The sequence below is a fragment of the Rhizobium sp. CAU 1783 genome (genome assembly GCF_054551725.1).
In genome coordinates, this window is the sequence record NZ_JBTOLM010000001.1 from 1,106,132 (window position 1) to 1,128,458 (window position 22,327).

Below are 22,327 nucleotides of genomic sequence, written 5' to 3' on the forward strand. Positions count from 1 at the left end.
CAAGATGGGCGGAACCGCTATGACGGCGCGTCGCATGACAGCAGTGAAGACGGCTCTGGCGGTGCCTCTGGTGCTCGCGGGACTTTCGGCCTGTGCGTCCAAGGCTCCGAACGACACCTTCGACATCACGGCTTCGCCGACGGTCGAAAGCAGCGGGTCGGCGCGCAATCGGCAACTGCTGGTCGCCGATCCCTCGGCGCTCAAGGCACTCGACAGCGAGCAGGTGCTGGTGCGCGTATCTCCGTCCGAAATCCGCTATCTGTCCAAGTCGCAGTGGAGCGACAAGCTGACCCGCATGGTGCAGGCGAAGCTCGTCGAGACCTTCGAGAACACGGGCAAGCTGGACGGCGTCGGCAAGCCCGGGCAGGGCCTGGCGATCGACTTCCAGCTGATCACCGACATCCGGGCCTTCGAGGTGGATACCGTCGGTTCCGACCGTGGCGTGGTCGAGATCTCGGTCAAGCTGCTCAACGACCGCAACGGCACGGTCAAGGCGCAGAAGGTGTTCAGCGCCTCCGAGCCGGCCTCCGGCACGTCGAACGAGTCTTACATCCGCGCCATGGATCGCGCCTTCGCACGTGTTAGCGCCGAAATCGTGACCTGGACCCTGAGCCAGCTCTGATTGGCTTTCCGGGAACGCTGTTTCCCGGCCGCGTTTTCGTCGTCACTCAAAAAAGAACCCCGGCACCGTGAGGCGCCGGGGTTTTTCTTGTCTGATTTCCTTGAGCGTGGTCCTGCGGATGGCGACGCTCGTTCGCCGAGCCTGCTGTCAGCTGAACCGTCCGGCGGCGTGGGCCAGCATGGTGTAGACCTTGCCGGTGTCGGACGTCAGGTAGGACTGAGTGACCGTCTTGTCGCGGTCGGTCCGGGCGACGTCGGCCAGCAGCTTCTCGAAGTCGGCGATGTAACGGTCGACGGCGACGCGGAATTCCGGTTCGCGGTCATACTTGCGCTTGATCTCGTCGAAGGTCTGCTGACCCTTCAGCGTGTAGAGGCGACGGGTGAAGACGTCGCGCTCGCCGCGCTGGTAACGGCGCCACAGGTCGACCGAGGCGTCGTGGTCGATGGCGCGGGCGATATCGACCGACAGCGAGTTTAGCGATTCCACCATGTGACGCGGATTACGATTGTCGGCCGGGCGCGGAGCAGCTGCGGCTTCGGCAGCCGGACGCGGCGCGGGGGCACGCGGGGCCGGAGCGGCGGCAGGCGCGTCGTTCTCCTCGTCGCGCGAGGCGCCGCGCAGCAGATCGCTGATCCAGCCGCCGGATTCGTTGCGCTGGGCGGCGGCAGGAGCGGGCGTGGGGTTCAGGCTACCGCGAAGGCCGAGTTGTTCTGCCGGACGGGCAGGGGCCGGCTGCGGCGCCGGTGCTGCGGCGGCGACGGGTGCGGCCGGTGCCGGCGCGGGCGGAGCCTTGCGCGGTGCTTCGACCGGCTTGGCCTCGACGAGCTTGCGGGCGACCGGCTCGGAAATCTCCAGTGACTGGGTCGAACGGCCGACCAGATGGGAAATGTCCTGCAGGGCCTTGATCTGCTCGGCCACGGCCCGGCGCATGGCGGCGGCGCTTTCCTTGGCTTCTTCCGGAAGATCGAAGGCGCCACGCTTCAGTTCGCTGCGGGTCAGGTCGAGTTCCTTGCGGATATCGTGCGCGGAGCGGCGGATCTCGTCGGTCGCGCCGGCAAAGCGGTTGACAGCCTCCTCCACCGCCTGGCGCATGGCTTCGCGCAGGTGGGCGGCGGCGCCGTCGGACTTGCGGCCGGCCTCGCCAAGCAGCTTGTCGACGTCGGAGAGCGAGGTGGAGAGACCGCCGCGCAGGCGATCGGCCAGCTCGGCCGAACGCTTTTCCGCGTCGGCAAGGGTCTTTTCGATCGAGCGGTTGGCATCCTCGCCGGCCGACATCAGCGCACCACGCATGGTATCGGCGGTCGAAAGGGCCTGTTTCTCGGTCTCCGAGAGGATCTTGCCGATATCGGCGAAAGACGTCTGGATCCCCTGGCGAAGGTTGCCGGCGACCTGGCCGGAACGTTGTTCGGCCCGTTCGAAGGCGGTTTCGACCATGTGGCCGAGACCCTTCATCGTCGTCTCGATCTCTTCGGAACGCTTGACCAGGCCGACGGCGAGATCGCGCAGGGCCTGCTGGCGCTCCTCAAGGGTGCCGACGAGGTTCGACTGGGCAGCCGACAGGAGTTCGGAAGCCTGGCTGAGGACCTTGGAATGATCGCCGAAGCGCCCGACGATCGAGGTGACCTGCGACAGCGTTTCGCCGGAGACGGCGTTGAGGCGCTCGAGCTTGCTGTCGAGCAGACGACCCGAGGTCTGCAACAGATCGGCGGCCTTCGAGGTGGTCTCCGCGAAGCGCTCGGACGTCTGGCCGAGTTGGCCGTCGGCGGCCACGATATTCGCGGCGACCTGCTCGATCATCGAGGCAAGGCCGGAATTGCTTTCACTCAGACGGTCGATCAGGCGGCTTGCGGACTCGGTGAGGCTCGCCTCGGCATGGCCGAGGGTCTCGGCGGCCTTGTCGGCGCGGCTCGCGATTGCATCGACAATGGCGCTGTTTTCGGCGCGCAGGCGTTCGGCGCTCAGCGCAGCGGCCTCGCTGATGCGCTCGGCTGCGACACGGCCGGTTTCTGCATAGGTGTCGACCAGCGGGGCGGCCTTTTCCTCGATGAGGCGGGATAGTTCCGCTGACCGGGAGGCAAGCATCGAATTGAGTTCGCGGGTCCGGTCGTCGAGAACCGAGCGGATGGTGTTGCCGCGGGCTTCGAGCGCCTTCTCCACCGCGTCCATTGTGGACGAGATTTCCTGCGTGTTGCCGGCAAGCGATTCCCGGATGGCCGATGCGCGGGCCTCAAGGGCCGAACCGGCTTCCGACAGGGTCTCGGTCAGGGTCGAAATCTGGCTTCCGACGATCGCTTCGGCTTCCGCGACCTTGCTGGCGATCACGTCGCCGGCCTCGGAGAAGGTCTGGGCGACTGCGGCAGCCTGGCCGGCGAGGCGGTTCTGGGTTTCCGCGATGCGGCTGGCGAGATCCTCCGACCGCTCCTCGACCGCACGGCTGAGCTCGGCGCTGCGCTCGCCGATCCGTTCGGCGAATTGCGTGCCACTCTGGTTGAGCAGTTCGATCGATCGCTGGGCTTCGCCGTCGAGCTCGCGGGCGGCGTCGGCGACGGCGCCGCGCAGGGCCGCGGCGAGGCCGGCGGCCTTGCCCTCGATCGTGCGGTTGACGTTGTCGAGGCCAATGTTGAGCGCGCGATCCATGGTGGACAGACGCTCGTCGATCTGGGCGGTGCGGCCTTCGAAGGTTTCCGCCACGCGGGCGGTCCCGTCCTCGAGGACGCGGGAGACGCGGTCGGCGGCTTCCGTGCCGACCCGCTCGAGGTCGGACATCTTTTCGGACAGGCGGCTTGCAAATTTCTCGCCGGCATCGCCGACGCGGATATCGACACCGTCGAGGCCGTTCTTGATCCGGTCTTCGAGCGTACCGAGGCTGGTCTCGATGCGTGCGCTGGTCTCGTCGAGGCGCGTGGTCATGCCACCAACCGACTGCTCGATGCGGCCGGAGAAGTCCTCGGCGGATCGGGTGATTTCGGATGCAGCCTCGCTGAACTGGCCGGCAAGGGTGCCGGCCGTGCCGCGCAGGCGCTCGTCGAGCGTCTTGCCGCTCTCGTCGATGACGCGACGCAGGGCTTCTTCGCGCTCTTCGAGCGACATTTCGAGCATGCCGGCGCTTGCGGCGATCGACGCGCCGATGGCGGTGCTCTGTTCGGCGAGCGTGGCGTCGAGCTGGCTGTGGGCAGCGCGCAACGTGAGGTCGATCGCGTTGCCGCGTTCTTCCAGGGTGGCGCGGATGCGCTCATGGGTGTCGGACAGCTTGCCGTCGATGTCGCCGAGACCCGCAGAGAGGGTCTGGCCGATGCGGCCGGTTCCGTCGCCAAGGGCCTTTTCAAGCTGCTCCCCGGCCTGTTCGAGGGTGGACGACAGGTAGGCGGCATGGCCGGCTAGGGCGAGATCCAGCCGGTCCTGGTTCTCGCTGTAGGCGCTGCGGATGGCTTCGGCCTTTTCACTGAAGGTCGACTCGATGCGGCGGTCGGCGTCGGCCACCGTTTCGACGATCGCGGCGGTCCGCTGGTCGAGGACATTTGCGAGCCGGCCTTCGGTGCCCGACAGCGCGTCGATGATGGCGGTTGCACGACCATCGAGCGTTTCGTCGAGGCGGCGCTGCCCCTCGGCGAGGGCGTCCGCGATCTCGCGGCTCTTGCTGTCCAGGGTGGTTTCGAGGCGTTCATGGTTGCCGGCAAAGGCACCGGTGATCGCCGCAGCGCGTCCGTCCAGGGTTTCGTCGAGACGCCGCTGGCCGTCGGCGAGGGCCTCGGCAATTTCGCGGCTCTTGACGTCGAGGGTTTCGGCGAACCGTTCCTGGTTGCCCGACAGCGCGTTGACGATCGTCTCGGCGCGGGTCGATAGCGTTTCCTCGAAACGGCTCTGGTTGCCGGACAGGGCGCTGTAGAGCGCACCGCCACGTTCTTCCATGATCGCGTCGATACGCTTCTCCGCCTGTTCCAGGCTTTCGGTCAGCGACTGAGCGCGCGCCGCCATGGCATTGGCGATTTCCTGGGCGCGGTTCGACAGGGCGTCGTCGATCAGTTCCTGGCCGGTGCCGACGGCCGTCGCGAGGGCGAAGGACTGATCGGTGAGCGTCGAGCCAAGGCGTTCGATGCTGGAATTGAGGATGCCGTCGATCGCTTCCGAGCCGCCGCTGACGGTCTCGTTGATCCGGGCGAGGCTCTCCATGAGTTTGCTGTCGAGCGAGCCGGCGCGCTGGTCGAAGGCGCTGGCGAATTCGGCTACGCGTTCGTCGAAAGCGGTGTTCACCTGGCCGATGGTCGCCTGCAGGCGATCCTCGAACAGGCCGGACCGGAGGTCGAGATCGACGATCGCGTCGTCGGCGCTCGACTGGAGGTTCTGGCGGAAGGTGGCGCCCTTTTCGTCGAGCGTCGCATTGAGCTTGGCGAGCACGTCGTCAAGCGAACTGGTGATGCCCTGTTCGCCGGACGTCAGGCGTTCGGCGATCTCGCGGGTGCGCTCGACCAGCGTCTCGTTGAGCTGGCGGGCGCGTTCGCTGAGGGCGGCGTTGAGCTTTTCGGTGTTGGCATCGAGCGTCGAGGCGCGGGTCTCGAATTCGCCGAGCAGTTCGCGTCCGCGCTCGGCGAGAGTCCCGGTCAACTGCTGCAGGCGGGTGTCGAACTCGCTGGCAAGCGAAATACCGGAGGCGCTGAGCGTCTGGACCAGGTTCTCGGTCTTGCTGGAGAGCAGGCTACCGATTGCAGTTGCGGCAGCATCCGACTTTTCCATGAGGGCCGCGGCGCGGGTATCGATCAGCGAAGCGAAGGCTTCGCCGGAAGTCGCAAGCCGGACGGCGATTTCTTCGGTCGCGAGAGACAGCTCTTCCTTGAGCTGGTCGTGGGCGCCGACGATCGAAGTGCGGATGCGCTCGGCATGGTTGACGATCGCATCGCGCTCGGAACCGAGTTCGTGGACAAGGCCGCGGACGCGCAGTTCGTTGTCGGTGTAGCTACGCTCAAGCGCGGTCACTTCGGAGTGGACGAGGGTTTCAAGTTCGGTCGCACGGGCGATCGTCCGCTCGATGCCTTCGTTCATCGCCGAGACTTCGCGACGCACGGCCTGGCCGACCGTCATGATTCGTTCGGAGGCGATGGTTTCGGGCTCGGCAAGGCGGAGCGCCACTTCGGCCATAGAACGGGCGGCGTTCCGGAGGTCGTGGGCGCGGGCCATCATGATGGAGAAGGCGAAGAACAAGAGGACCGGAATGACGGTGCCGACGAAGATGGCCACAACGCCGGGGGTGGCGACGACGTCGGCGACGGTCGGTGACTGCCACATCTGGCTGCCATAGAGCAGCTGGGTCATGCCGATGGCGCCGAGTACCCACAGTACGGAGATGATCGATGCGTTTCGGATCGCGGCGCGCATGGATGCGCCTTCAAGCGACTTCATGATCGCGGCCGGGGTGCGGCGCGAGGCGTCGTTGGCGGGTTCGAAGGCCGGCGCGCGGGGCGCGGGCTCGGGGGCAAGCTCGCTGCCACGGGCAGGGCGCCGATCGTTGTTCTTCTTGGGCGCTGCAGGACGCTGGTTGCTGGACTCAGACACTTTGGCCTCCGATGCGTCTGACGCCTGCCTTTGCGAGGCCGGCGTCTCCTGTTCGTCGAAATCGATCCTCAGCGCGGCTTCGAGAGCCTGAAACGCGCTGTCGTCAACCGACTCGACCGTCTTCTTGTTCGCCATAGGGTTACGCCTCGCTACCACTCACTCGCAGGTTCAAGTCACGGACCCGTTGCCGCCGGCAACGGAGCTCGGACGAACCGCCTTACTCAAGAGCTCCATCCTGCCGCCACGCCAGAGGAAGCATCCCATTGGAATACAGACCTGGATCACTGCCGGACGTGTTCTATCCGGCTAAATCCTTATCATCATCCGGGTTTCGGGCAAAGGTTGCCACCCTGGCCCGATACCATCCGTACCGTAGTGACACATTCGGCATGCCGACACAATTAAGAGGGTCCTTCATTCCTAACGACCCTCATTCGTTGTTAACAGTATTTAAACTAAATTAGCCGCCGAAAATCCATACGGATTATGGTTTTAACCGACGTTAACCATGTCTCAAGGTTTTCGCCGCAAATGGGCCCGGATTTAACCGGATAGCCACGCCGCCGCGTCAAGGATGACGGCACCAAAAAACATATAAGAAGGAAATTGGCCCATGGCAGCGCTCAACATCGCATTCGAAGCCCCCGAGAACAACGGCGGACGTTGCCCTTCGAAATCCCGTCCCATCGACCTCGTCCAACTCGCCACCCAGACCAAGGGCGACAAGGCCGTCGAGATCGAGATCCTGCAGATCTTCGCCCGTCAGGCACGCGGTTGCCTGCAGGCTCTCGCCAACCAGACGGATGGTGCCGCTCGGATCGTCATCGCGGAACGGCTGAAGAATGCTGCCGATGCGGTCGGCGCCCATGGCGTGTCGAACGCCGCCGAAGCTGCCGGGAAGAACGGCCCGGATGCGGCCCAGCTCGCTCAGGTCGCCGCAAGCGTCATCGAGGCCGAAAACTTCATCCTGAAGCTCTGCCGCTGAGGCCGCGGCCGCAGCCTTGTGCATCGCAGCAGCAAGGCCGTAAATTCGCAGCGGTCAATGTTGACTGACCTTACGTTTTGGGTGATGACTTCGCCGGTTTTTCAATTGGCGAAGTCTGGACACCTCAATCATGGCACAACTCACCATCATCGCTTTCGACGGCACGCGTTACGAACTCGCGGCGGACGAAGGATCGACGGTCATGGAGAACGCGGTTCGCAATTCGGTGCCGGGCATCGAGGCGGAGTGCGGTGGTGCCTGTGCCTGTGCGACCTGTCATGTCTATGTGGACGAGGCCTGGACCGAAAAGGTCGGGGCTCCGTCGCCGATGGAAGAGGACATGCTCGATTTTGCCGTCGACGTGCGCCCGAACTCCCGACTTTCCTGTCAGATCAAGATCACGGCTGCGCTTGACGGGCTGGTGGTCAACGTGCCCGAACGGCAGGGCTGACGTAGCGCACTACGCAAAAAGGCCTCGCTCTTCGACCAGCGACGAGCGAGGCAGGAGGGCGCATCGCCATATCAGGCGAGGGAGGAAACACCTGTGGCACCTGGATGCGCCAGGGAGAACTCGGGGAACCGTCAACGCTCGGTGAACTGAATGTGATGACATTTGTATTTCAGTTTGTGCGCAAGTACTACGCCGAGAAATAGCCGTTTATTCACAGGATCCGACGCAAGTTTGGCGCAAGGCAGGGGCTTTGCAGCCACACTCCCGCGCGCAATTTTACCTCAATTCTTGGGGGTGCTGCGCCTTGCGCGGTATTCCAGTATGCGAATCATCCGGTTCTCGAAATTCACCGATTCGACCCGGTCGAAGCCCATCTGGGCCCTGTCATGGGCCTCGATAATCTGCGACGTCGTGCTGGCGACTTTTTCCTGCATGGCCTCGCAGGTCTTTTGAGACCGCAGAGCCTTCAATGCTTTTTCGAGCTGCTTGGCGTGCTGGCGGGCGATCTCGGCATGGCGTTCCTCGTGGCGCTTGATGTCGCTCGACAGCGCATCCCAGATGAGCGCCAGATCGCCCTTGGCCCTTTTCCGGTTTTTCCAGCTCGGCAGGATGATGCGGATGTCGAGCGTCACGTCCGCTTCGCCGACGCGGCATCGGCCGTCCGATTGCACATAGGTGAGTTCACCGCCGAATTTGATCTGCGTTGCGCCCGGATGGCGAGATCCGCTCGACTGGGTCTGCGGTCCGCGATGCGACAGTTCGCGATCCAGATCATCCGCGGTCGTGCCACTGATCTGGAAATAGGAGATGGACTTTCGGACGATGGTTTCGGCTCGGCCATCCGTTGCCGGTGTGAGCAGAAGGGCCGCGGCAACGGAAAGGATGCCCAGGCGGCGTGCAGTCGTCATTCGTGGTATCCGCAATGTTGAATTCGCCGCGACCTTGGGGCATAGCCACTGCGAGTGCAATATCGCACCTGCAATTTTTTCGACCGGAAGGGGCGGAGCCGTGGCGACCGGGATTAACGGATACTGGCGCGTGGCCCATGGTCGCGGCCTTGCTCTGGGAGACAAGGGGCGGCTGATGGCGATCGTCAACGTCACGCCGGATTCCTTTTCGGACGGCGGACGCCACTTCAGTGTCGATAAGGCGGTCGCGCACGCTCTGTACTGCGTTGCCGAAGGAGCCGACATTCTCGACGTAGGCGGGGAATCCACCCGTCCGGGTGCCGAACCGGTCAGCGCCTCGGAAGAGCTGGACCGGGTGCTTCCGGTGATCGAGCGGCTGGCGCGTGAAAGCGATGCGCTGATTTCGGTCGATACCTATCGGGCCGAAACGGCGCGGCTGGCGGTCGCTGCGGGCGCCCATATCATCAACGATGTCTACGGGCTGCAGAAGGAGCCCGAAATAGCCGACGTTTCTGCCAGCGCCGGTGCGGGGCTGTGCATCATGCACACAGGGCGTGGCCGTGACCGGCTCGACGACGTGATCAAGGACCAGTTCGACTATCTCGGCAAGTCTTTGGAGATTGCGGCGCAGGCCGGTATCGGTCGTGACACGATCGTTCTCGACCCCGGCTTCGGCTTTGCCAAGGAGACCGTTGAGGAGAATATGGCGCTGATGGCTCGGACGCAGGAGTTGTTCGGGCTCGGTTATCCGCTGCTCGTCGGCACGTCGCGCAAGCGTTTCCTGGGGACGCTGACCGGGCGCGAGGCTGCAGACCGGGACGCCGCGACGGCGGCGACGACCGTTCTGCTGCGGATGAAGGGCGCCTCCGTTTTCCGGGTGCACAATGTCGCGATCAACCGGGACGCGCTCGCCATCGCCGATGCTATGATTGCCGCACAAGAAGAAAGCGGTGAGGAACCGGGCCGATGACCGACGTCTACACGATCACGCTGAAGAACTGTGCGTTCTTCGCCCGCCACGGCGTCTATCCCGAGGAGGAGTTCCTCGGGCAGCGCTTCTATGTCGATGCCGAATTCGACGTGTCTGCCGGTGCCGCGATGGAAGGGGACGACATCGAGGGAACGGTGGACTACGGGATTGCCTTCAAGGTGATCGAGGAGACGGTGACCACCAGCCGGCACCAGCTGATCGAGGCGCTCGCCCTGACGATCGCCAAGGAACTCTGCCTGCGCTTTCCACAGATCCCGCGGGCCAAGATTACCGTCCGGAAGCCGAGCGCTCCTGTCCCCGGCATTCTCGACTACGTACAGGTGAGTGTTGAACATTTCCGTTGAGGGCGCGTGGCGCCCGGCTACCCTCGGGCTTGGCGGCAATATCGGGGATCCGGTTGCTGCGATGGCGCGCGCATTGCGGCGCCTCGACGAGCGTGATGATTGTCGCATCGTTTCCGTATCGCGACTTTACCGCACCCCGCCATGGGGCAAGACCGACCAGGCCGACTTCTACAATGCCTGCGCGGCGATCGAAACGCGGCTGGCGCCGATCGTCCTGCTCGAAACCTGCCTCGACATCGAGCGCGACATGAAGCGCGTGCGCATCGAGCGCTGGGGGCCACGGACGATCGACATCGACATCCTGACCTATGACGGACTGGCAATCGACGAGGAGTTGCTGAAGGTACCGCATCCGCGCATGACGGAGAGGGCCTTCGTGCTGATGCCGCTTGCCGATATCGAGGGTGATATGCGGGTCAAGGGCAGGACGGTATCCGCATGGCTGGCGGATAGCGACCGGGCGGGCATCGAGGTGGCAAACGAAAGCCGCGACTGGTGGCGCGGCTGAGGCATTCCGTAACAGTGCAAGAATGAGCGGGCAAGTCGCCCGCTCGAAGGCACGTCAATTCTTGACGGCACCGACCGCGTAGGCATCCGCCTGTCGGTTGAGCTTAAGGCCGATCACCGGAACCATGCGATCCTCGACCTTGACCGAGATCGTGATGTTCATCGCGCTATCGTTCTGCAGGCGGGCGACCATGGCGCCGTTCAGCTTGTTGCGGTTGATGCCCATGACGGCGCGGTCGCCGGTGACGTTGCCCGATACGATATCGAGGCCCTTACCGTCTGCGCCATCGAGGAACTTGCCCTGATAGTTGCCGCCGACCTGGGCGATCGTGGCCTTCATCGGCTGCGAGAAGACACCGACGCGGCAGGTGCCGTCGAGGGTGAGGCCGGTTTCTCCGCCGGAAGACGGCAGGCCGGTCAGGTTGCAGGTAAACTTCGTTCCCTTGTACTTTCCGGCGACGATCTCGCCCGGACCCTTCCACACGCCGGCAACCGATTCGAAGAAGCGTTTGTCGCGCGATGCGGCATCGGCGACGGGCGCAGCGGCCACGAGTGCGGCTACGGACACGGCGGCCATGCGACCGACTGGCGAAATGAAACGAAACGACATCGACTTACCCTGGTACGAGCAACCAACAAATCCGCAGACAAAGTAACGCGAGAATGGTTAATGCATCCTTGCAGTAGCCGCAAAAGCCGCGCCGGGCAACGGGGAAAAGCCTGATTTGCCCGGACTTGGCCCTAATCGGAGCGGCTTGCGGACTTGCCGGTCACACTCGGCGCAAGGTCGGAGACGAAATCGCCGATCCCGGGGCGTTTCACGGCCCTGAATGGCAGGGGTCGGCAGAGATCCATCGCGGCAATGCCGATTCGGGCGGTCATCAGTCCGTTGATGACGCCTTCACCGAGCCTAGCGGAAAGCCGGGAGGCCAAGCCGTGGCCGAGGATCTGCTGCGCGAGGCCGTCGCCGACGGCAATCGAGCCGGTGACCGCGAGATGGGCGAACACGTCGCGAACGAGGCGCAGCATGCCGACCGTTCCGGGCCGGCCGCCATAGAGTTCCGCCATGGCGCGGACGAGACGAAAAACCTCGAAAAGCACGTAGGCGAGGTCGACCACTGCACGGGGGCTGACGGCGGTGACCACGGACACGCGTTTCGCGGCGCCGAGAATCAGCGACCGGGCCCGGATGTCGAGCGGGCTCAGCAATTCGCGCTCTGCAAGCTCAATCAATTGCGGGGCATCGATGATGTCTTCTTCGGTTGCTTCCAGCGTCGCGCGACCGCGGGCGGTCTCCGGCCTGGAGGAGACAAGCTTCGTCAACTGCCGCACGACGGCGCGCGCGGCAGGCTTGCGGCCTTCTGCGACGGCGAGTTCCGCGTCCCCCTTGAGGGTCTGGACTGCTTCCAGCCGGTAGAGGCCGATCACCTCGCGCAGGAGAACGACGGCGAGCGAGGCCAGACCGATGCCGAGGACGGCGAGCGCGGCATAACCCAGCCAGTCGGAGCGCGAGAACAGGTCGCGGATGAGGCTGTCGATCCACAGCCCGACGGCGAGCGAGAGCAGTAGTCCGAACGCCCCGAGCGCGATCCGGCCAAAGGACATTCCGCGACGCCGAGGTCGTGCGACGGCCATCTCTTCGATTGTCGTGATATCCGCGCCGATGAAGGGATCGGCCTCGTCGGGGACGATCTCGATGCCGGCATCGAAGCTCTGCGGCGGGCGGGCCTTCGCCGGGGCGGCCTGGGGTGCCTCTTCCGGTTCAACCGTGAAGGACGCGGGACGGCGTCCCGTCGTGTCCGGAACATTCGGTGGCCTGGTCATGCGAGGCGATCTCCAAAGAGGAACTGCATGGCGCGATCGAGGCGGATATGCGGGATCGACAGGGTGATCCCGCCGCCCGTCTCCTCGATCAGCGGCGGGCGGAAGCGGACGATGTCGAGATCCGGCAGGTCGAGTTGCGCTGCTCCCGCATCGAGAGAGCGGAAGAATGCTTCCGGGCTTTCCGGCAGGTCGCCCGGGAAGACGGCGGTCTTGCGGTTTCCGTCGAAGCGCTCGGAGCCGACCTTTTCTCCCTCCATCGGCGTTCCGACGATGACCGGCAGGTCGTGGCCGTCCCGTTTGACGTTGGCCTCCCGGGTCGCCCGCACGGAAGCGATCGCCATGACGTCGATCCCGGCGCCAGACATGCCGATGGTGTGGACAGCGCGGTCGACGAGGCGCCGGGTGATCGCCTGGAGACGGTCGTGGCTCTCGTGGTGCAGATGGTCGGCCTTCGTGGCTGCAACGAGCACGCGGTCGATCCGGCGGCGGACGAGCGAGGTCAGGATGTTGTTCGAGCCGGGGCGGAAGCAGGCCAGCACGTCGGCAAGAGCGCGTTCGAGATCCTGAACCGCCTCGGGGCCCCGATTGATGGCCTGGAGGGCGTCGACGAGCACGATCTGGCGGTCGAGGCGGGCGAAGTGCTCGCGGAAGAAGGGTTTGACCACGACGGTCTTGTAGGCCTCGTAGCGGCGTTCCATCATCGCCCGCAACGAGCCCTTCGGCGCGCGTGTTTCGGGCATGCCGACAAGCGGGGCGAAGGTAAGGGCGGGGGAGCCTTCGAGGTCTCCAGGCATCAGGAAACGTCCGGGCGGCAGCGTGGACAGCGAACGCTCGTCCGACTTGCAGGCCCGGAGATAGGCCGTGAACGTCGAGGCAAGTTGACGGGCGACCATCTCGTCCGCCGGTCCATCCATGTCGATGGCGGAAGAGAGCTCCAGCCAGTCACGGGCGAGTTCTGCGCGAATGCCGGTTCGAGCAAGTTGTTCAGTCGCGTCGCTGAACTGCCGGAAATCCTGGCCGAGCAGCGGAAGGTCGAGCAGCCACTCGCCCGGATAGTCGACGATGTCGATCGACAGGCGGCCCGGCGAAAAGAGCCGGTTCCAGCCGCTGGCGCTCTTGTATTCGATGGTCAGGCGGATCTCGGAGATCGCCCGGGTCGAATCCGGCCAGATGCGGTCCTGGACCAGCGCGCGAATGTGATCTTCATATTGGAAGCGCGGAACGGCATCGTCCGGCTGTTCCTCAAGCCGGGTGGCCGTCACGCGGCCGGAGCGGACAGGCTCGAACAGCGGCAGCCGGCCACCGTGCAGCAGATTGTGGACGAGGGACGAGATGAAGACCGTCTTGCCGGACCGCGACAGGCCCGTGACCCCGAGACGGATCGTCGGGTTGACGAGGTTCGCTGCGCGGTCTGCGATGTTGTCGAAGGCGATGGCGGCTTCGTCGGTGAAGCTGGTCAAGGATGGCGGCAATTCATTCGTCCCTGCATGGTGAGCGTCCCGTCATATAGGAAGCGATCGGGTCGGGAAAAAGGAACAGGCGATGGCGCGATCGTCGCAGGGGCCTGGGAATCAGCCGATGAGAAAATCGCGAAGCAGCCATTCCGTCTCGGGGCCGTCATGGTCCAGCACGGCGAGGCCGGATGTCGGGTAGCCCTCCGGAATGGTGCGGTTGGCGACATCGGCGCCGACCAGAGACACAAAGAGCTCCTCGATCGCCGGATTGTGGCCGACGATCATCACCGACGGGAAACCGGAGAGAGCGGCAATCGTGTCGACATAGCTATCAGCCGGAGCATTGTAGAGGTCGTCGACGAAACGGAGTTCCACTGCGCCGCCGAAGGCCCGGCGCATGGCTTCGGTCGTCTGGCGGCAGCGCGCCGCCGACGAGGACACCACAACCCCCGGGCGATAACCGCGGTCTGCGGCTGTCGTCGCGACAAGTTCGGCCTCGGCAAAGCCGGCATCGCTCAGGGTGCGGTCGAAATCGCTGGCGCCGGGAAGCGCCCAGCCGGATTTCGCGTGCCTCATGAGGTAAATGCGTTCTGGAGGCGGGGTCAGGAGGGTCATCCGGTGATATGTCCGCGACAGGGCTTCGAGCCTTTGAACTAGCTGTTGTCGGGGATGTCCGTCAACTGGCGTATAAACCGATTAGACCACAGTCGCAGATGGCACGCCCGGACGCGTGATCGATGGCCTGACACTCATTCGAAATAATGATGAAAAAATATGCTTTTAGCCAAAAAATGTAACAGATTTAAAAATGCCTTAAAACCGGCCAGGAGGCTTGAACCGCGCCTTTCGAAAGGATATACAGCCGCCCATTGAGATGTTCTTCAGGAGATTCGCGTTGAGTGAGAAGATCAATCTTAGCAATTATGTTCTCTCGGAAGACGATGAGTTCATGAACGCAAGCCAGAGGGCCTACTTCCGCGCAAAGCTGATCGCCTGGAAGAACGACATCCTCCGCGAGGCACGCGAGACCCTCGACCACCTTGCCGAAGAGAGTGCCAATCACCCTGATCTCGCCGACCGGGCGTCTTCCGAAACGGATCGTGCCATCGAACTCAGGGCACGGGATCGCCAGCGTAAGTTGATTTCCAAGATCGACGCGGCGCTGCAGCGGATCGAGGACGGCACCTACGGCTACTGCGAGGAAACCGGCGAACCGATCGGGCTGAAGCGCCTCGACGCACGGCCGATCGCTACGCTGTCGATCGAGGCGCAGGAACGGCACGAGCGCCGCGAGAAGGTCTATCGCGACGAATAGGTCCCGTTCGAGGGCCGTGTGACAGAGTGAGGCGGCCGAAAGGTCGAACGAAAAATGCCGGCTTGCGCCGGCATTTTTCGTTTTGTGCGTGATGTCCCTCAGAACCGGGCGTGGGGCTATTGGATCCGCCCGGGACGCAAAGCGGCCCGGGCGCGCGCTTCCGGGCTCAGTGACGGTCGGCCGACATTTCCCCGAAGATGCGGGCAATCTCGTTCTGTAGGGTCGGCTCTTCCGGTTCGGCTTTGGCGGCCCGCGTCGGATCGACAGCGTGGGCAGGGCTTGCAACCGGCGGCACGACGGGGCGGTCCGCGCGGGTTTCCGGCAGAACGTGGTGGACGGGAGCAACGGGTGCGGCGGGTTTCGCGGGTGCCTCGTTCGCCGCCAGATGCAGTGCCATCTCTTCTTCCAGCACGCGTTCGAATTCGCTCTGCTCTCCGGAGCGACGAGCCGGCGGCGCCTCGTCCAGCGGCTCGTCAAAGAGGTCATCGTCAAGAAGGTCGTCGACCATCGCCGGCTGGAGCACGCGCTGGCGCGCCGCTTCGAGAATGTCGGCGGCGCTGCCGGTGGTCGCCGGTGCGACGGCAACGGCCGGAGTCTCGGATGGCGCCACGGCGATTGTCGATGCTGTTACCGCCGCCGGCATGGCGAAGCTTGCTGTGACGGGGCTCGGGGCTGTGACCGCAGGCGCCAGCGTGACCGCTGTCGGTACAGCGGCCGGTGCGGCGGCAATCGGCATGGGTTGGGCAGCAGGCACCACGTCCTTCTCCGGTTGCAGCGGAGCAATGGGCGTCGCAGTTGCGGGCCTCGGCGGCTCTGCAACAGGCCGCGATGCTGCGACTGCAACCGGCTCGGTCGGGAGCGCCCTCATCGGGGGGGCGGCCTTGACGGGCTGTACGGCAGGCTGCGCGATTGCCGGTTCGATCGCCGCGGGCTCCGGTCGGCGGAGTTCAGTATTGGATGCGGGGGTGGGTGTCGGAGCAGGCGTCACCGGACGCGCCTGCGCCTGCGGGGTAGCCGATACGGCAGGCGTCTCTGCCCTTACGGGAGGCTGCACCGGGGGCGGGGGGGGAGGGGGGGCGGCACCGGCGCCGGCGCCGGGGTGGCGGCAGGAACAGTGGCCGGACGGACCGACACAGGAGCTTCGATCGGCGCTGTCGTTGCGGGTGCCGCCTCACGTTGCGGCAGGGCGCGCGCTTCGACCGGTGCCGCGACGGCGACCGGGGCGACCTCGGCGGGAACCTGGAGCGGAGCGGACTGCACGGTCGTTGCGGAGAGATAGGCGCGTTCATCGCCGATGCCGCTTTCGATGACGATGTCGGTCGGGCCGCCGATCATCACTAGATGCTCGACATTGTCGCGGCGCACCAGCACCAGCCGGCGGCGGGCGTCGACCGCTGCCGCGTCGAGCACCTGCAGGCGCGGCTGACGGTTTCGGCCGCCGCGAACGAAGGGCGAGGGTGCGCGGTTTCTCAGGAGCCACAGGACGATGAACAGGCAAAGGAGTGCCAGGCTGACGCCGAGTGCTGCAACCAGAAAACGGTTCCCGTAGGCGGTCACCAGTTCATCAATCATATCGCGCTCTCCTTTTTCCGCTTTCTGGCAGAAGACGGTGGTTTTCGCAATCGGGCACGGGGCAGCAAGACCGGCCGACGCCGATCCGTCATCGAAAAGACCGGATGATCGGTGTCAAATACGGCAAACCTATGGGGATTGCCGGCTCGAGGCCCCGCAATACCGCGGCTCGGAGCTTTTTGACGCTGTTGCAAATTGCTAAAGAGTATTGAAGCACCCGATTCTCTTCATTGATCGCAGGCGGCGACGAAGGGCTCAAAGGGTTCCAGCACGAGGCATAGATGACAAAGCAGCACATGGGCGCAGACGGCGAAGGACCTCTGGTGGATCGCGGAACCCGTTCCGGAACGGCTCTGCGGATCATCCTGCTGGCGCTCGTGCTGCTGGCTGCCGCGGCCGCCTTCGTCGTCTTCAAAAACCAGCTCGACAACGAGATCGTGCTTGGCCTGCTCGGCATATTGGCGATGATGGGGATATTCTTCATCGTCTCGGCGGTGATCGGTTTCGTCGAAGTGATGCCGCAGTCGCATTCCGACACGCTGGCGCGAAGCTTCCTTGCGAACCAGCCGGAGGGGATACTGATCACCGACGCGGAAGGCCGTGTCGTCTATGCCAATGCCGCCTACGGGCGGATGACGGGCGCCACGAAGGCGACCGAGGTTCAGACGCTCGAGGCGCTGCTGTCGCGTTATCGCGAGTCGGGCGAGGCACTTTACCGACTGACCAACGGTCTTCTGGACGGACGCGAGGGTTATGAGGAGTTCCGGCTTCTGAAACCGCTCGGCAATCTGACCAGCAGCGGTTCGGGCGCCCATTGGTACCGCCTGAAGGCCCGGCTGCTTCCCGGGGAGCGCAGCGACGGCCGGAAACTGCATGTCTGGCAGCTCAACGACATCACCTCCGAACGCGATGATCAGGAGCGGTTCTTCAAGGAGCTGCAGCACGCGATCGACTATCTGGACCATGCGCCGGCAGGTTTCTTCTCGGCCGGTCGCAAGGGCGAGATCTATTATGTCAACGCAACGCTCGCCGAATGGCTGGGCATCGATCTCACCCAGTTTACCCCCGGGTCGTTGCGGATTGCCGATCTCGTGGCCGGCGAGGGCATGGCGCTGATCGATTCGGTTCAGGCAGAGCCGGGACTTTCGAAGACGGAGACACTCGATCTCGATCTGCGACGGGTCAACGGACAGAGCCTGCCGGTCCGGCTCGTCCATCGCGTTCGCTCCGCACGCGATGGCGCACCGGGTGAAAGCCGGTCGATCGTGCTCGCACGCCAGGAAAGTGGAAGCGACCAGTCGGCCTCGATCGCGTCCATGCGGTTCACCCGCTTCTTCAACAATACGCCGATGGCGATCGCTTCAGTCGACGGCGAGGGACGCATCCTGCGCACCAATGCGCCGTTCATGAAGTTGTTTTCCGATATTGTCGGACGCGACTACGTGGATCGGGGCGGCAAGCTGGACGTTGTCTTCCACGAGAGCGAGCGTGAGCGCTTCCAGCATGCGCTTTCGGCCGCCAAGGATCGCCAGGTCGACATCGCGCCGATCGACAGCCGCCATCCGGAGAACGACACGCGCCATTTCCGCTTCTACGTCAATGCTGTCATCGACCAGAGCGACGAGGCGCCCGAAGAGGCGGCGATCGTCTATGCCGTCGACGTGACCGAGCAGAAGGCGCTCGAAACGCAGATGGCGCAGACGCAGAAGATGAACGCGGTCGGCACCCTTGCCGGCGGCATCGCCCATGACTTCAACAACGTGCTGACCGCGATCCTGCTTTCTTCCGATCACCTGCTGCTGCAGGCGCGGCCGTCGGATGCGAGCTTTGCCGATCTGATGGAGATCAAGCGGAACGCCAACCGCGCGGCGGTGCTGGTCCGGCAGTTGCTCGCCTTCTCGCGCAAGCAGACCATGCGGCCGAGCGTGCTGAACCTGACGGACGTGATCGGCGATCTCCGGATGCTGGTCGACCGGCTGATCTCCGGCACCAATGTCAAGCTCAAGGTCGAGTATGGCCGTGATCTCTGGCCGGTGAAGACCGACCTGTCGCAGTTCGAGCAGGTTCTGATCAATCTCTGCGTCAACGCGCGCGACGCCATGCCGAACGGCGGTACCATCACGGTCACCACGCGCAACGTCTCCGGAGCCGAGGCGGGCCGTTTCAACTATCGCGGCCTTCCGGCCGAGGAGATGGTGCTGGTCGAGGTGGAGGATACCGGCACCGGCATCGCGCCGGACATCATGGACAAGATCTTCGAGCCGTTCTTCACCACCAAGGAAGTCGGCAAGGGTACCGGCCTCGGGCTCGCGATGGTCTACGGCATCGTCAAGCAATCCGGCGGCTACATCTATCCGGAATCGGAAGTCGGCAAGGGCACCGTGTTCCGCATCTTCCTGCCGCGCTTCATTCCGGAGGTCGTACCGGTTACCGCAGCGACCGCTTCGTCGGTTGCGGCATCCGGCGGCGCCCAGCCGCAGGCGGCAGGACCGGCCGTGGCCGAGAATGCCCCGTCGGGCGAGCCGGACGATCTGACCGGCAAGTCGGCCGTCGTGCTCCTGGTGGAGGATGAAGAGGCCGTGCGCCGTGGCGGAAAGCGCATGCTGGAAACGCGAGGATACACAGTTCATGAAGCGGGTTCCGGCGTCGAAGCGCTCGACATCATGGACGAGCTCGACGGCGCGGTGGACATTGTCGTCTCGGACGTGGTCATGCCGGAAATGGACGGTCCGACGCTGCTTACGGAACTGCGGAAGAAATATCCCGACCTTAAGTTCATCTTCGTTTCGGGCTATGCCGAAGACGCCTTTGCCCGCAACCTGCCGGCTGATGCGAAATTCGGATTCCTGCCCAAACCGTTCTCACTGAAGCAACTGGCTGTTGCAGTTCGCGAAATGCTCGACAGCGCAAATTGACTTTTGCAACGTTTGCGGGCGTAGTGGGGTGACGAATGTCAATTCGCGACGTGGGTCGGGGGCGCGATGGGCGACTACGGGTTGAAGCAGGAAGACGGCAGGGCGATCCTCGCTGGTATCCAGTCTGCCGACTGCCTTAACGATATCGCCGGCTCCATCAGCCGACTGCTGGGCCAATTCGGATTTCTCTACTACAAGCTCTTCCTGTCGCGGCTGGTCGAGGCAGGAACGCTGCGCCAGCAACTGCTGCTCTACAGCGTTCCGGAGGCGTTCCTCGACGGGTTTGATGCGATCGGAGACCTGCCGCCTGCTCCGGTCGTCATCATGGCCGCCAGCGAGCGGCAGGCCTATCAGTGGGGCGTCGCCGACCTTGAGCAGAAGGCGCAGAGTTTTCCTCAGGTTCGGCGCTTGATGGATCTGCTGTCGGATCACGACATGAGTCGCGGCGCCTATTTCTCTCTGCCAACGCTCGATGGGCGTAAGCACATTCTTGGCGTCTATGGAACGCGCGAGCCGTTGCCGCAGGCCGAGATGGAGGAGTTGAACTTTCTCGCGATCCATCTGCTGGACCGGATGGAGGTTCTGGAAAAGCGCCGGGGTTGGCAGCGAACCGGCATTTCGACGCTGGAGATGACCTGTCTCGAGATGGCGGCTTCCGGCCACGATTCCGCGGCGATCGCGCGACGGCTTTCGCTCTCCGTGCGCACGATCAACTACCTGATCGGTTCGCTATGCCGCAAGCTCGGCACCGACCGCCTCGAACATGCCGTGATCGAGGCGGTGCGGATGGGTTACATCGGCTAGGAGAGCCGGTCCGCGATCGGTCTGGGCCTGCGTGAAACGGCTCAGCCGTTCATCGCGACGGCGATCTCCGCAGCGAGCCGCGCATTGTTTTCGACGAGCGCGATGTTCGTCTTGAGGCTTCGGCCGCTCGTCAGATGGAAGATGGCGTCAAGCAGGAAGGGCGTGACCGCCTTGCCGCTGATTTCTTCGCGCTCCGCACTGGCAAGGGCCCGGCCGATATAGATTTCCATCTCCTCGCGCGGAATTTCGTCTTCCATCGGGACGGGATTGGCGATCAGCATGCCGCCGTCGAGGCCGAGCTGTTCGCGCATGCGCTGGAAATTGGCGATCGCGGCGGGGCTGGGCAGGGTCAGGGGGCTGGCGAGGCCGGAACTGCGCGACCAGAAGGCAGGGAATTCTTCGCTGTCATAGGTGACGACCGGCACGCCGCGCGTCTCCAACACCTCCAGCGTCTTCGGAATGTCGAGAATGGCCTTGGGACCGGCCGAGACGACAATCACCGCCGTGCGGGCGAGTTCTTCGAGGTCGGCCGAAATGTCGAGCGTTTCCTCGACGCCGCGGTGCACGCCGCCGATGCCGCCGGTGGCGAACACCGAGATGCCTGCGCGGGCGGCCGCGATCATCGTCGCGGCAACCGTCGTCGCACCGGTACGGCGCTCGGCAAGGGCGAAGGCGATATCGGCGCGCGACAGCTTCATGACGTCACGCATCTGGGCAAGGGCGGCGATCTGGTCGGGCTCGAGGCCGATATGCAGCACGCCTTCGATAACGGCGATGGTCGCGGGCACGGCGCCTTGCTGGCGAACAATCGCCTCGACGCTGCGCGCCATTTCCAGGTTGCCGGGATACGGCATGCCGTGGGTGATGATCGTCGATTCGAGCGCCACGATCGGGGCGTTGCGCGCCTTGGCGGCGACGACTTCGCTGGAGTAAACGATCGGGAGCAGGGGCGAAATGGATTTGGTCATGGGTGTGTCCAGAATTCTCGTGCGGATGTCATGACAGGATTTTTGCCTGCGGGACAAGAGCCAAGCGCGCGTTTAGCAGCTCCTCGGACAGGTTTTCGTCCGTCGCAAGAAAAGAGCCCAGAGTGATGCCGGCGCAGGCGGTGCCCATCCGCAGCGCTTCTGCAAGGCTTGCACCTGCGATCGAGGCATGGAGATAGCCGGCGGCAAAGGCATCGCCGGCGCCGGTGACATCGGCGATCGTTTCGACAGCCGGAGGGGCAAGAACGGCCATGTCCTTCCCGTCGAAGGCAATGGTGGGGCGGCCTCCGGCGGTAACGGTCCCGGCCCGAAGCCCGGCGCGGCGCAGGAGGTCGGGCCAGTCTGCAGGATCCTCTGCCCGCCCGCCGGCCAGCACTTCCGCTTCGGCCGCATTCATGAAGACATGATCGATCCGGGGCAGGGCGGCCCGAAGGCGGACCGCCTTGGCCGGCGAGATGGCGATCGCGGCAATCGGTTTTGAGGCATGGTTGGCCCCGGCTGCCAGCGTGGCGATGGTCTCCGCCGGCAGGTTTGCGTCACAAAGCACGCGACCCGCCGCATCGAGACTTTCGCGCAAAGAACGGCTGCGCAGCCGGCGCGCGACGAAGAGGTCGTAGAGCGCCATGTCGGCGAGAGCTATGACGAGATTGCCGTCGTTCTCCAGGATCGCCGTATAGCTCGGCGTTGCGCGATCGAGGAAGACGAGGGGGCAGTCATCGATACCCGCATGTTCCGCGGCTGCGGCCACCCGCTCTCCCTGGGAGTCGCCACCGCGCGGGGAAACCAGCCGGACCTTCCGCCCGAGACGAGACAGATTCGATGCGGCATTGAAGGCGCCGCCGCCGGGCTCCTCCATCCAGGCGCCGGGATTGCTGGCGCCCATGCGGGTGTCTCCCGCGATGCGCCCGCGGCGGTCGATATGGGCGCCGCCGAGGACGAGAATATCGAGGCTCATCTTCACCCTTTCAAGCCGGTGTTCCGAAGCGAATCGATTGCCGGGAAGACGCCCGAGCCTGCCATTCCCGAGATCGGACGGGGAACTGCCGTCACGATGCGGACATAGCGAGAACATGCATAGGATTCCCGTGCTATTTCATTGGTT

The 22,327-nt window shown here is 64.4% G+C and carries 19 protein-coding genes; 9 read left to right on the plus strand and 10 right to left on the minus strand.

The genetic code is table 11. The annotated features are described in order from the left end of the window. Positions 1 to 4: 4 nt before the first annotated feature. Positions 5 to 622, plus strand: a complete 618-nt coding sequence (locus ACX93L_RS05060; RefSeq protein WP_459404144.1) for an ABC-type transport auxiliary lipoprotein family protein — start codon at positions 5 to 7, stop codon at positions 620 to 622. Between the two features lie 147 nt (positions 623 to 769). On the opposite strand, the gene ACX93L_RS05065 is transcribed toward ACX93L_RS05060, so the two are convergent. Next, complete coding sequence (locus ACX93L_RS05065) at positions 770 to 6,304, minus strand: apolipoprotein A-IV repeat region-like domain-containing protein (protein WP_459403815.1); 5,535 nt, start codon at positions 6,302 to 6,304, stop codon at positions 770 to 772. Between the two features lie 478 nt (positions 6,305 to 6,782). Here ACX93L_RS05065 and ACX93L_RS05070 point away from each other — a divergent pair, with 478 nt between their 5' ends. Next, a complete protein-coding gene (locus tag ACX93L_RS05070) occupies positions 6,783 to 7,154 on the plus strand; it encodes an Hpt domain-containing protein (protein WP_459403816.1) in 372 nt (123 codons plus the stop codon). A gap of 130 nt (positions 7,155 to 7,284) precedes the next feature. Beyond that, positions 7,285 to 7,605 (plus strand): 2Fe-2S iron-sulfur cluster-binding protein, encoded by a 321-nt coding sequence (locus ACX93L_RS05075; protein WP_169587612.1) that lies wholly within the window; start codon positions 7,285 to 7,287, stop codon positions 7,603 to 7,605. 281 nt (positions 7,606 to 7,886) lie between these two features. Here ACX93L_RS05075 and ACX93L_RS05080 read toward each other — a convergent pair whose 3' ends face one another. Continuing rightward, on the minus strand, positions 7,887 to 8,513 hold the full coding sequence (locus ACX93L_RS05080; protein ID WP_459403817.1) for a DUF922 domain-containing Zn-dependent protease: 627 nt from the start codon (positions 8,511 to 8,513) through the stop codon (positions 7,887 to 7,889). Positions 8,514 to 8,613: 100 nt separating this feature from the next. Between ACX93L_RS05080 and folP the strand changes: the two genes are divergently transcribed. Genes folP through folK form a run of 3 tightly spaced genes read left to right on the plus strand, consistent with a single transcriptional unit; the run spans position 8,614 to position 10,356 of the window. Further along, positions 8,614 to 9,483, plus strand: coding sequence for a dihydropteroate synthase (gene folP / locus ACX93L_RS05085; RefSeq protein WP_459403818.1), 870 nt, complete (start codon positions 8,614 to 8,616; stop codon positions 9,481 to 9,483). Then, positions 9,480 to 9,848, plus strand: a complete 369-nt coding sequence (gene folB / locus ACX93L_RS05090) for a dihydroneopterin aldolase (protein WP_459403819.1) — start codon at positions 9,480 to 9,482, stop codon at positions 9,846 to 9,848. The genes folP and folB overlap by 4 nt, the downstream gene beginning before the upstream one ends. Continuing rightward, entirely contained in the window at positions 9,832 to 10,356 is a 525-nt protein-coding gene (gene folK / locus ACX93L_RS05095; RefSeq protein WP_459403820.1) for a 2-amino-4-hydroxy-6-hydroxymethyldihydropteridine diphosphokinase, read from the plus strand. Before folB ends, folK begins: the two co-directional genes overlap by 17 nt. 54 nt (positions 10,357 to 10,410) lie before the next feature. Here the strand turns inward: folK and ACX93L_RS05100 are convergent, their stop codons facing one another. From ACX93L_RS05100 to ACX93L_RS05115, 4 genes are all read right to left on the minus strand, one after another. Continuing rightward, positions 10,411 to 10,965, minus strand: coding sequence for a hypothetical protein (locus ACX93L_RS05100; RefSeq protein WP_459403821.1), 555 nt, complete (start codon positions 10,963 to 10,965; stop codon positions 10,411 to 10,413). A gap of 131 nt (positions 10,966 to 11,096) precedes the next feature. Further along, positions 11,097 to 12,179, minus strand: a complete 1,083-nt coding sequence (locus ACX93L_RS05105; RefSeq protein WP_459403822.1) for a YcjF family protein — start codon at positions 12,177 to 12,179, stop codon at positions 11,097 to 11,099. Next, a complete protein-coding gene (locus ACX93L_RS05110; protein WP_459403823.1) occupies positions 12,176 to 13,651 on the minus strand; it encodes a YcjX family GTP-binding protein in 1,476 nt (491 codons plus the stop codon). Before ACX93L_RS05110 ends, ACX93L_RS05105 begins: the two co-directional genes overlap by 4 nt. Positions 13,652 to 13,750: 99 nt before the next feature. Continuing rightward, complete coding sequence (locus ACX93L_RS05115; RefSeq protein WP_459403824.1) at positions 13,751 to 14,209, minus strand: SixA phosphatase family protein; 459 nt, start codon at positions 14,207 to 14,209, stop codon at positions 13,751 to 13,753. A 319-nt stretch (positions 14,210 to 14,528) separates the two neighbouring features. Between ACX93L_RS05115 and dksA the strand changes: the two genes are divergently transcribed. After that, complete coding sequence (gene dksA, locus ACX93L_RS05120) at positions 14,529 to 14,948, plus strand: RNA polymerase-binding protein DksA (RefSeq protein WP_169587630.1); 420 nt, start codon at positions 14,529 to 14,531, stop codon at positions 14,946 to 14,948. 166 nt (positions 14,949 to 15,114) lie between these two features. Here the strand turns inward: dksA and ACX93L_RS05125 are convergent, their stop codons facing one another. Together ACX93L_RS05125 and ACX93L_RS05130 are read right to left on the minus strand one after the other, a co-directional pair. Further along, entirely contained in the window at positions 15,115 to 15,705 is a 591-nt protein-coding gene (locus tag ACX93L_RS05125; protein ID WP_459403825.1) for a hypothetical protein, read from the minus strand. Between the two features lie 281 nt (positions 15,706 to 15,986). Next, positions 15,987 to 16,520, minus strand: a complete 534-nt coding sequence (locus ACX93L_RS05130) for a flagellar biosynthetic protein FliO (RefSeq protein WP_459403826.1) — start codon at positions 16,518 to 16,520, stop codon at positions 15,987 to 15,989. A gap of 281 nt (positions 16,521 to 16,801) precedes the next feature. On the opposite strand from ACX93L_RS05130, the gene cckA reads away from it, so the two are divergent. Both cckA and ACX93L_RS05140 read left to right on the plus strand, forming a co-directional pair. After that, entirely contained in the window at positions 16,802 to 19,435 is a 2,634-nt protein-coding gene (gene cckA, locus ACX93L_RS05135) for a cell cycle histidine kinase CckA (protein WP_459403827.1), read from the plus strand. 66 nt (positions 19,436 to 19,501) lie between these two features. Then, positions 19,502 to 20,239: a helix-turn-helix transcriptional regulator gene (locus ACX93L_RS05140; protein ID WP_459403828.1), complete on the plus strand. Its 738-nt coding sequence runs from the start codon at positions 19,502 to 19,504 to the stop codon at positions 20,237 to 20,239. Positions 20,240 to 20,280: 41 nt separating this feature from the next. Here ACX93L_RS05140 and ACX93L_RS05145 read toward each other — a convergent pair whose 3' ends face one another. Both ACX93L_RS05145 and ACX93L_RS05150 read right to left on the minus strand, forming a co-directional pair. Continuing rightward, positions 20,281 to 21,207, minus strand: a complete 927-nt coding sequence (locus ACX93L_RS05145) for a pseudouridine-5'-phosphate glycosidase (protein WP_459403829.1) — start codon at positions 21,205 to 21,207, stop codon at positions 20,281 to 20,283. 28 nt (positions 21,208 to 21,235) lie between these two features. Beyond that, positions 21,236 to 22,180 (minus strand): carbohydrate kinase family protein, encoded by a 945-nt coding sequence (locus ACX93L_RS05150; protein ID WP_459403830.1) that lies wholly within the window; start codon positions 22,178 to 22,180, stop codon positions 21,236 to 21,238. Positions 22,181 to 22,327: the final 147 nt, after the last annotated feature.

Coding starts and splice junctions, on each gene's coding strand:
- ACX93L_RS05060 (WP_459404144.1), top strand. CDS start 5: ATGGGCGGAACCGCTATGACGGCGCGTCGCATGACAGCAGTGAAGACG.
- ACX93L_RS05065 (WP_459403815.1), bottom strand. CDS start 6,304: ATGGCGAACAAGAAGACGGTCGAGTCGGTTGACGACAGCGCGTTTCAG.
- ACX93L_RS05070 (WP_459403816.1), top strand. CDS start 6,783: ATGGCAGCGCTCAACATCGCATTCGAAGCCCCCGAGAACAACGGCGGA.
- ACX93L_RS05075 (WP_169587612.1), top strand. CDS start 7,285: ATGGCACAACTCACCATCATCGCTTTCGACGGCACGCGTTACGAACTC.
- ACX93L_RS05080 (WP_459403817.1), bottom strand. CDS start 8,513: ATGACGACTGCACGCCGCCTGGGCATCCTTTCCGTTGCCGCGGCCCTT.
- folB (WP_459403819.1), top strand. CDS start 9,480: ATGACCGACGTCTACACGATCACGCTGAAGAACTGTGCGTTCTTCGCC.
- ACX93L_RS05100 (WP_459403821.1), bottom strand. CDS start 10,965: ATGTCGTTTCGTTTCATTTCGCCAGTCGGTCGCATGGCCGCCGTGTCC.
- ACX93L_RS05105 (WP_459403822.1), bottom strand. CDS start 12,179: ATGACCAGGCCACCGAATGTTCCGGACACGACGGGACGCCGTCCCGCG.
- ACX93L_RS05115 (WP_459403824.1), bottom strand. CDS start 14,209: ATGAGGCACGCGAAATCCGGCTGGGCGCTTCCCGGCGCCAGCGATTTC.
- ACX93L_RS05130 (WP_459403826.1), bottom strand. CDS start 16,520: ATGATTGATGAACTGGTGACCGCCTACGGGAACCGTTTTCTGGTTGCA.
- cckA (WP_459403827.1), top strand. CDS start 16,802: ATGACAAAGCAGCACATGGGCGCAGACGGCGAAGGACCTCTGGTGGAT.
- ACX93L_RS05140 (WP_459403828.1), top strand. CDS start 19,502: ATGGGCGACTACGGGTTGAAGCAGGAAGACGGCAGGGCGATCCTCGCT.
- ACX93L_RS05145 (WP_459403829.1), bottom strand. CDS start 21,207: ATGACCAAATCCATTTCGCCCCTGCTCCCGATCGTTTACTCCAGCGAA.
- ACX93L_RS05150 (WP_459403830.1), bottom strand. CDS start 22,180: ATGAGCCTCGATATTCTCGTCCTCGGCGGCGCCCATATCGACCGCCGC.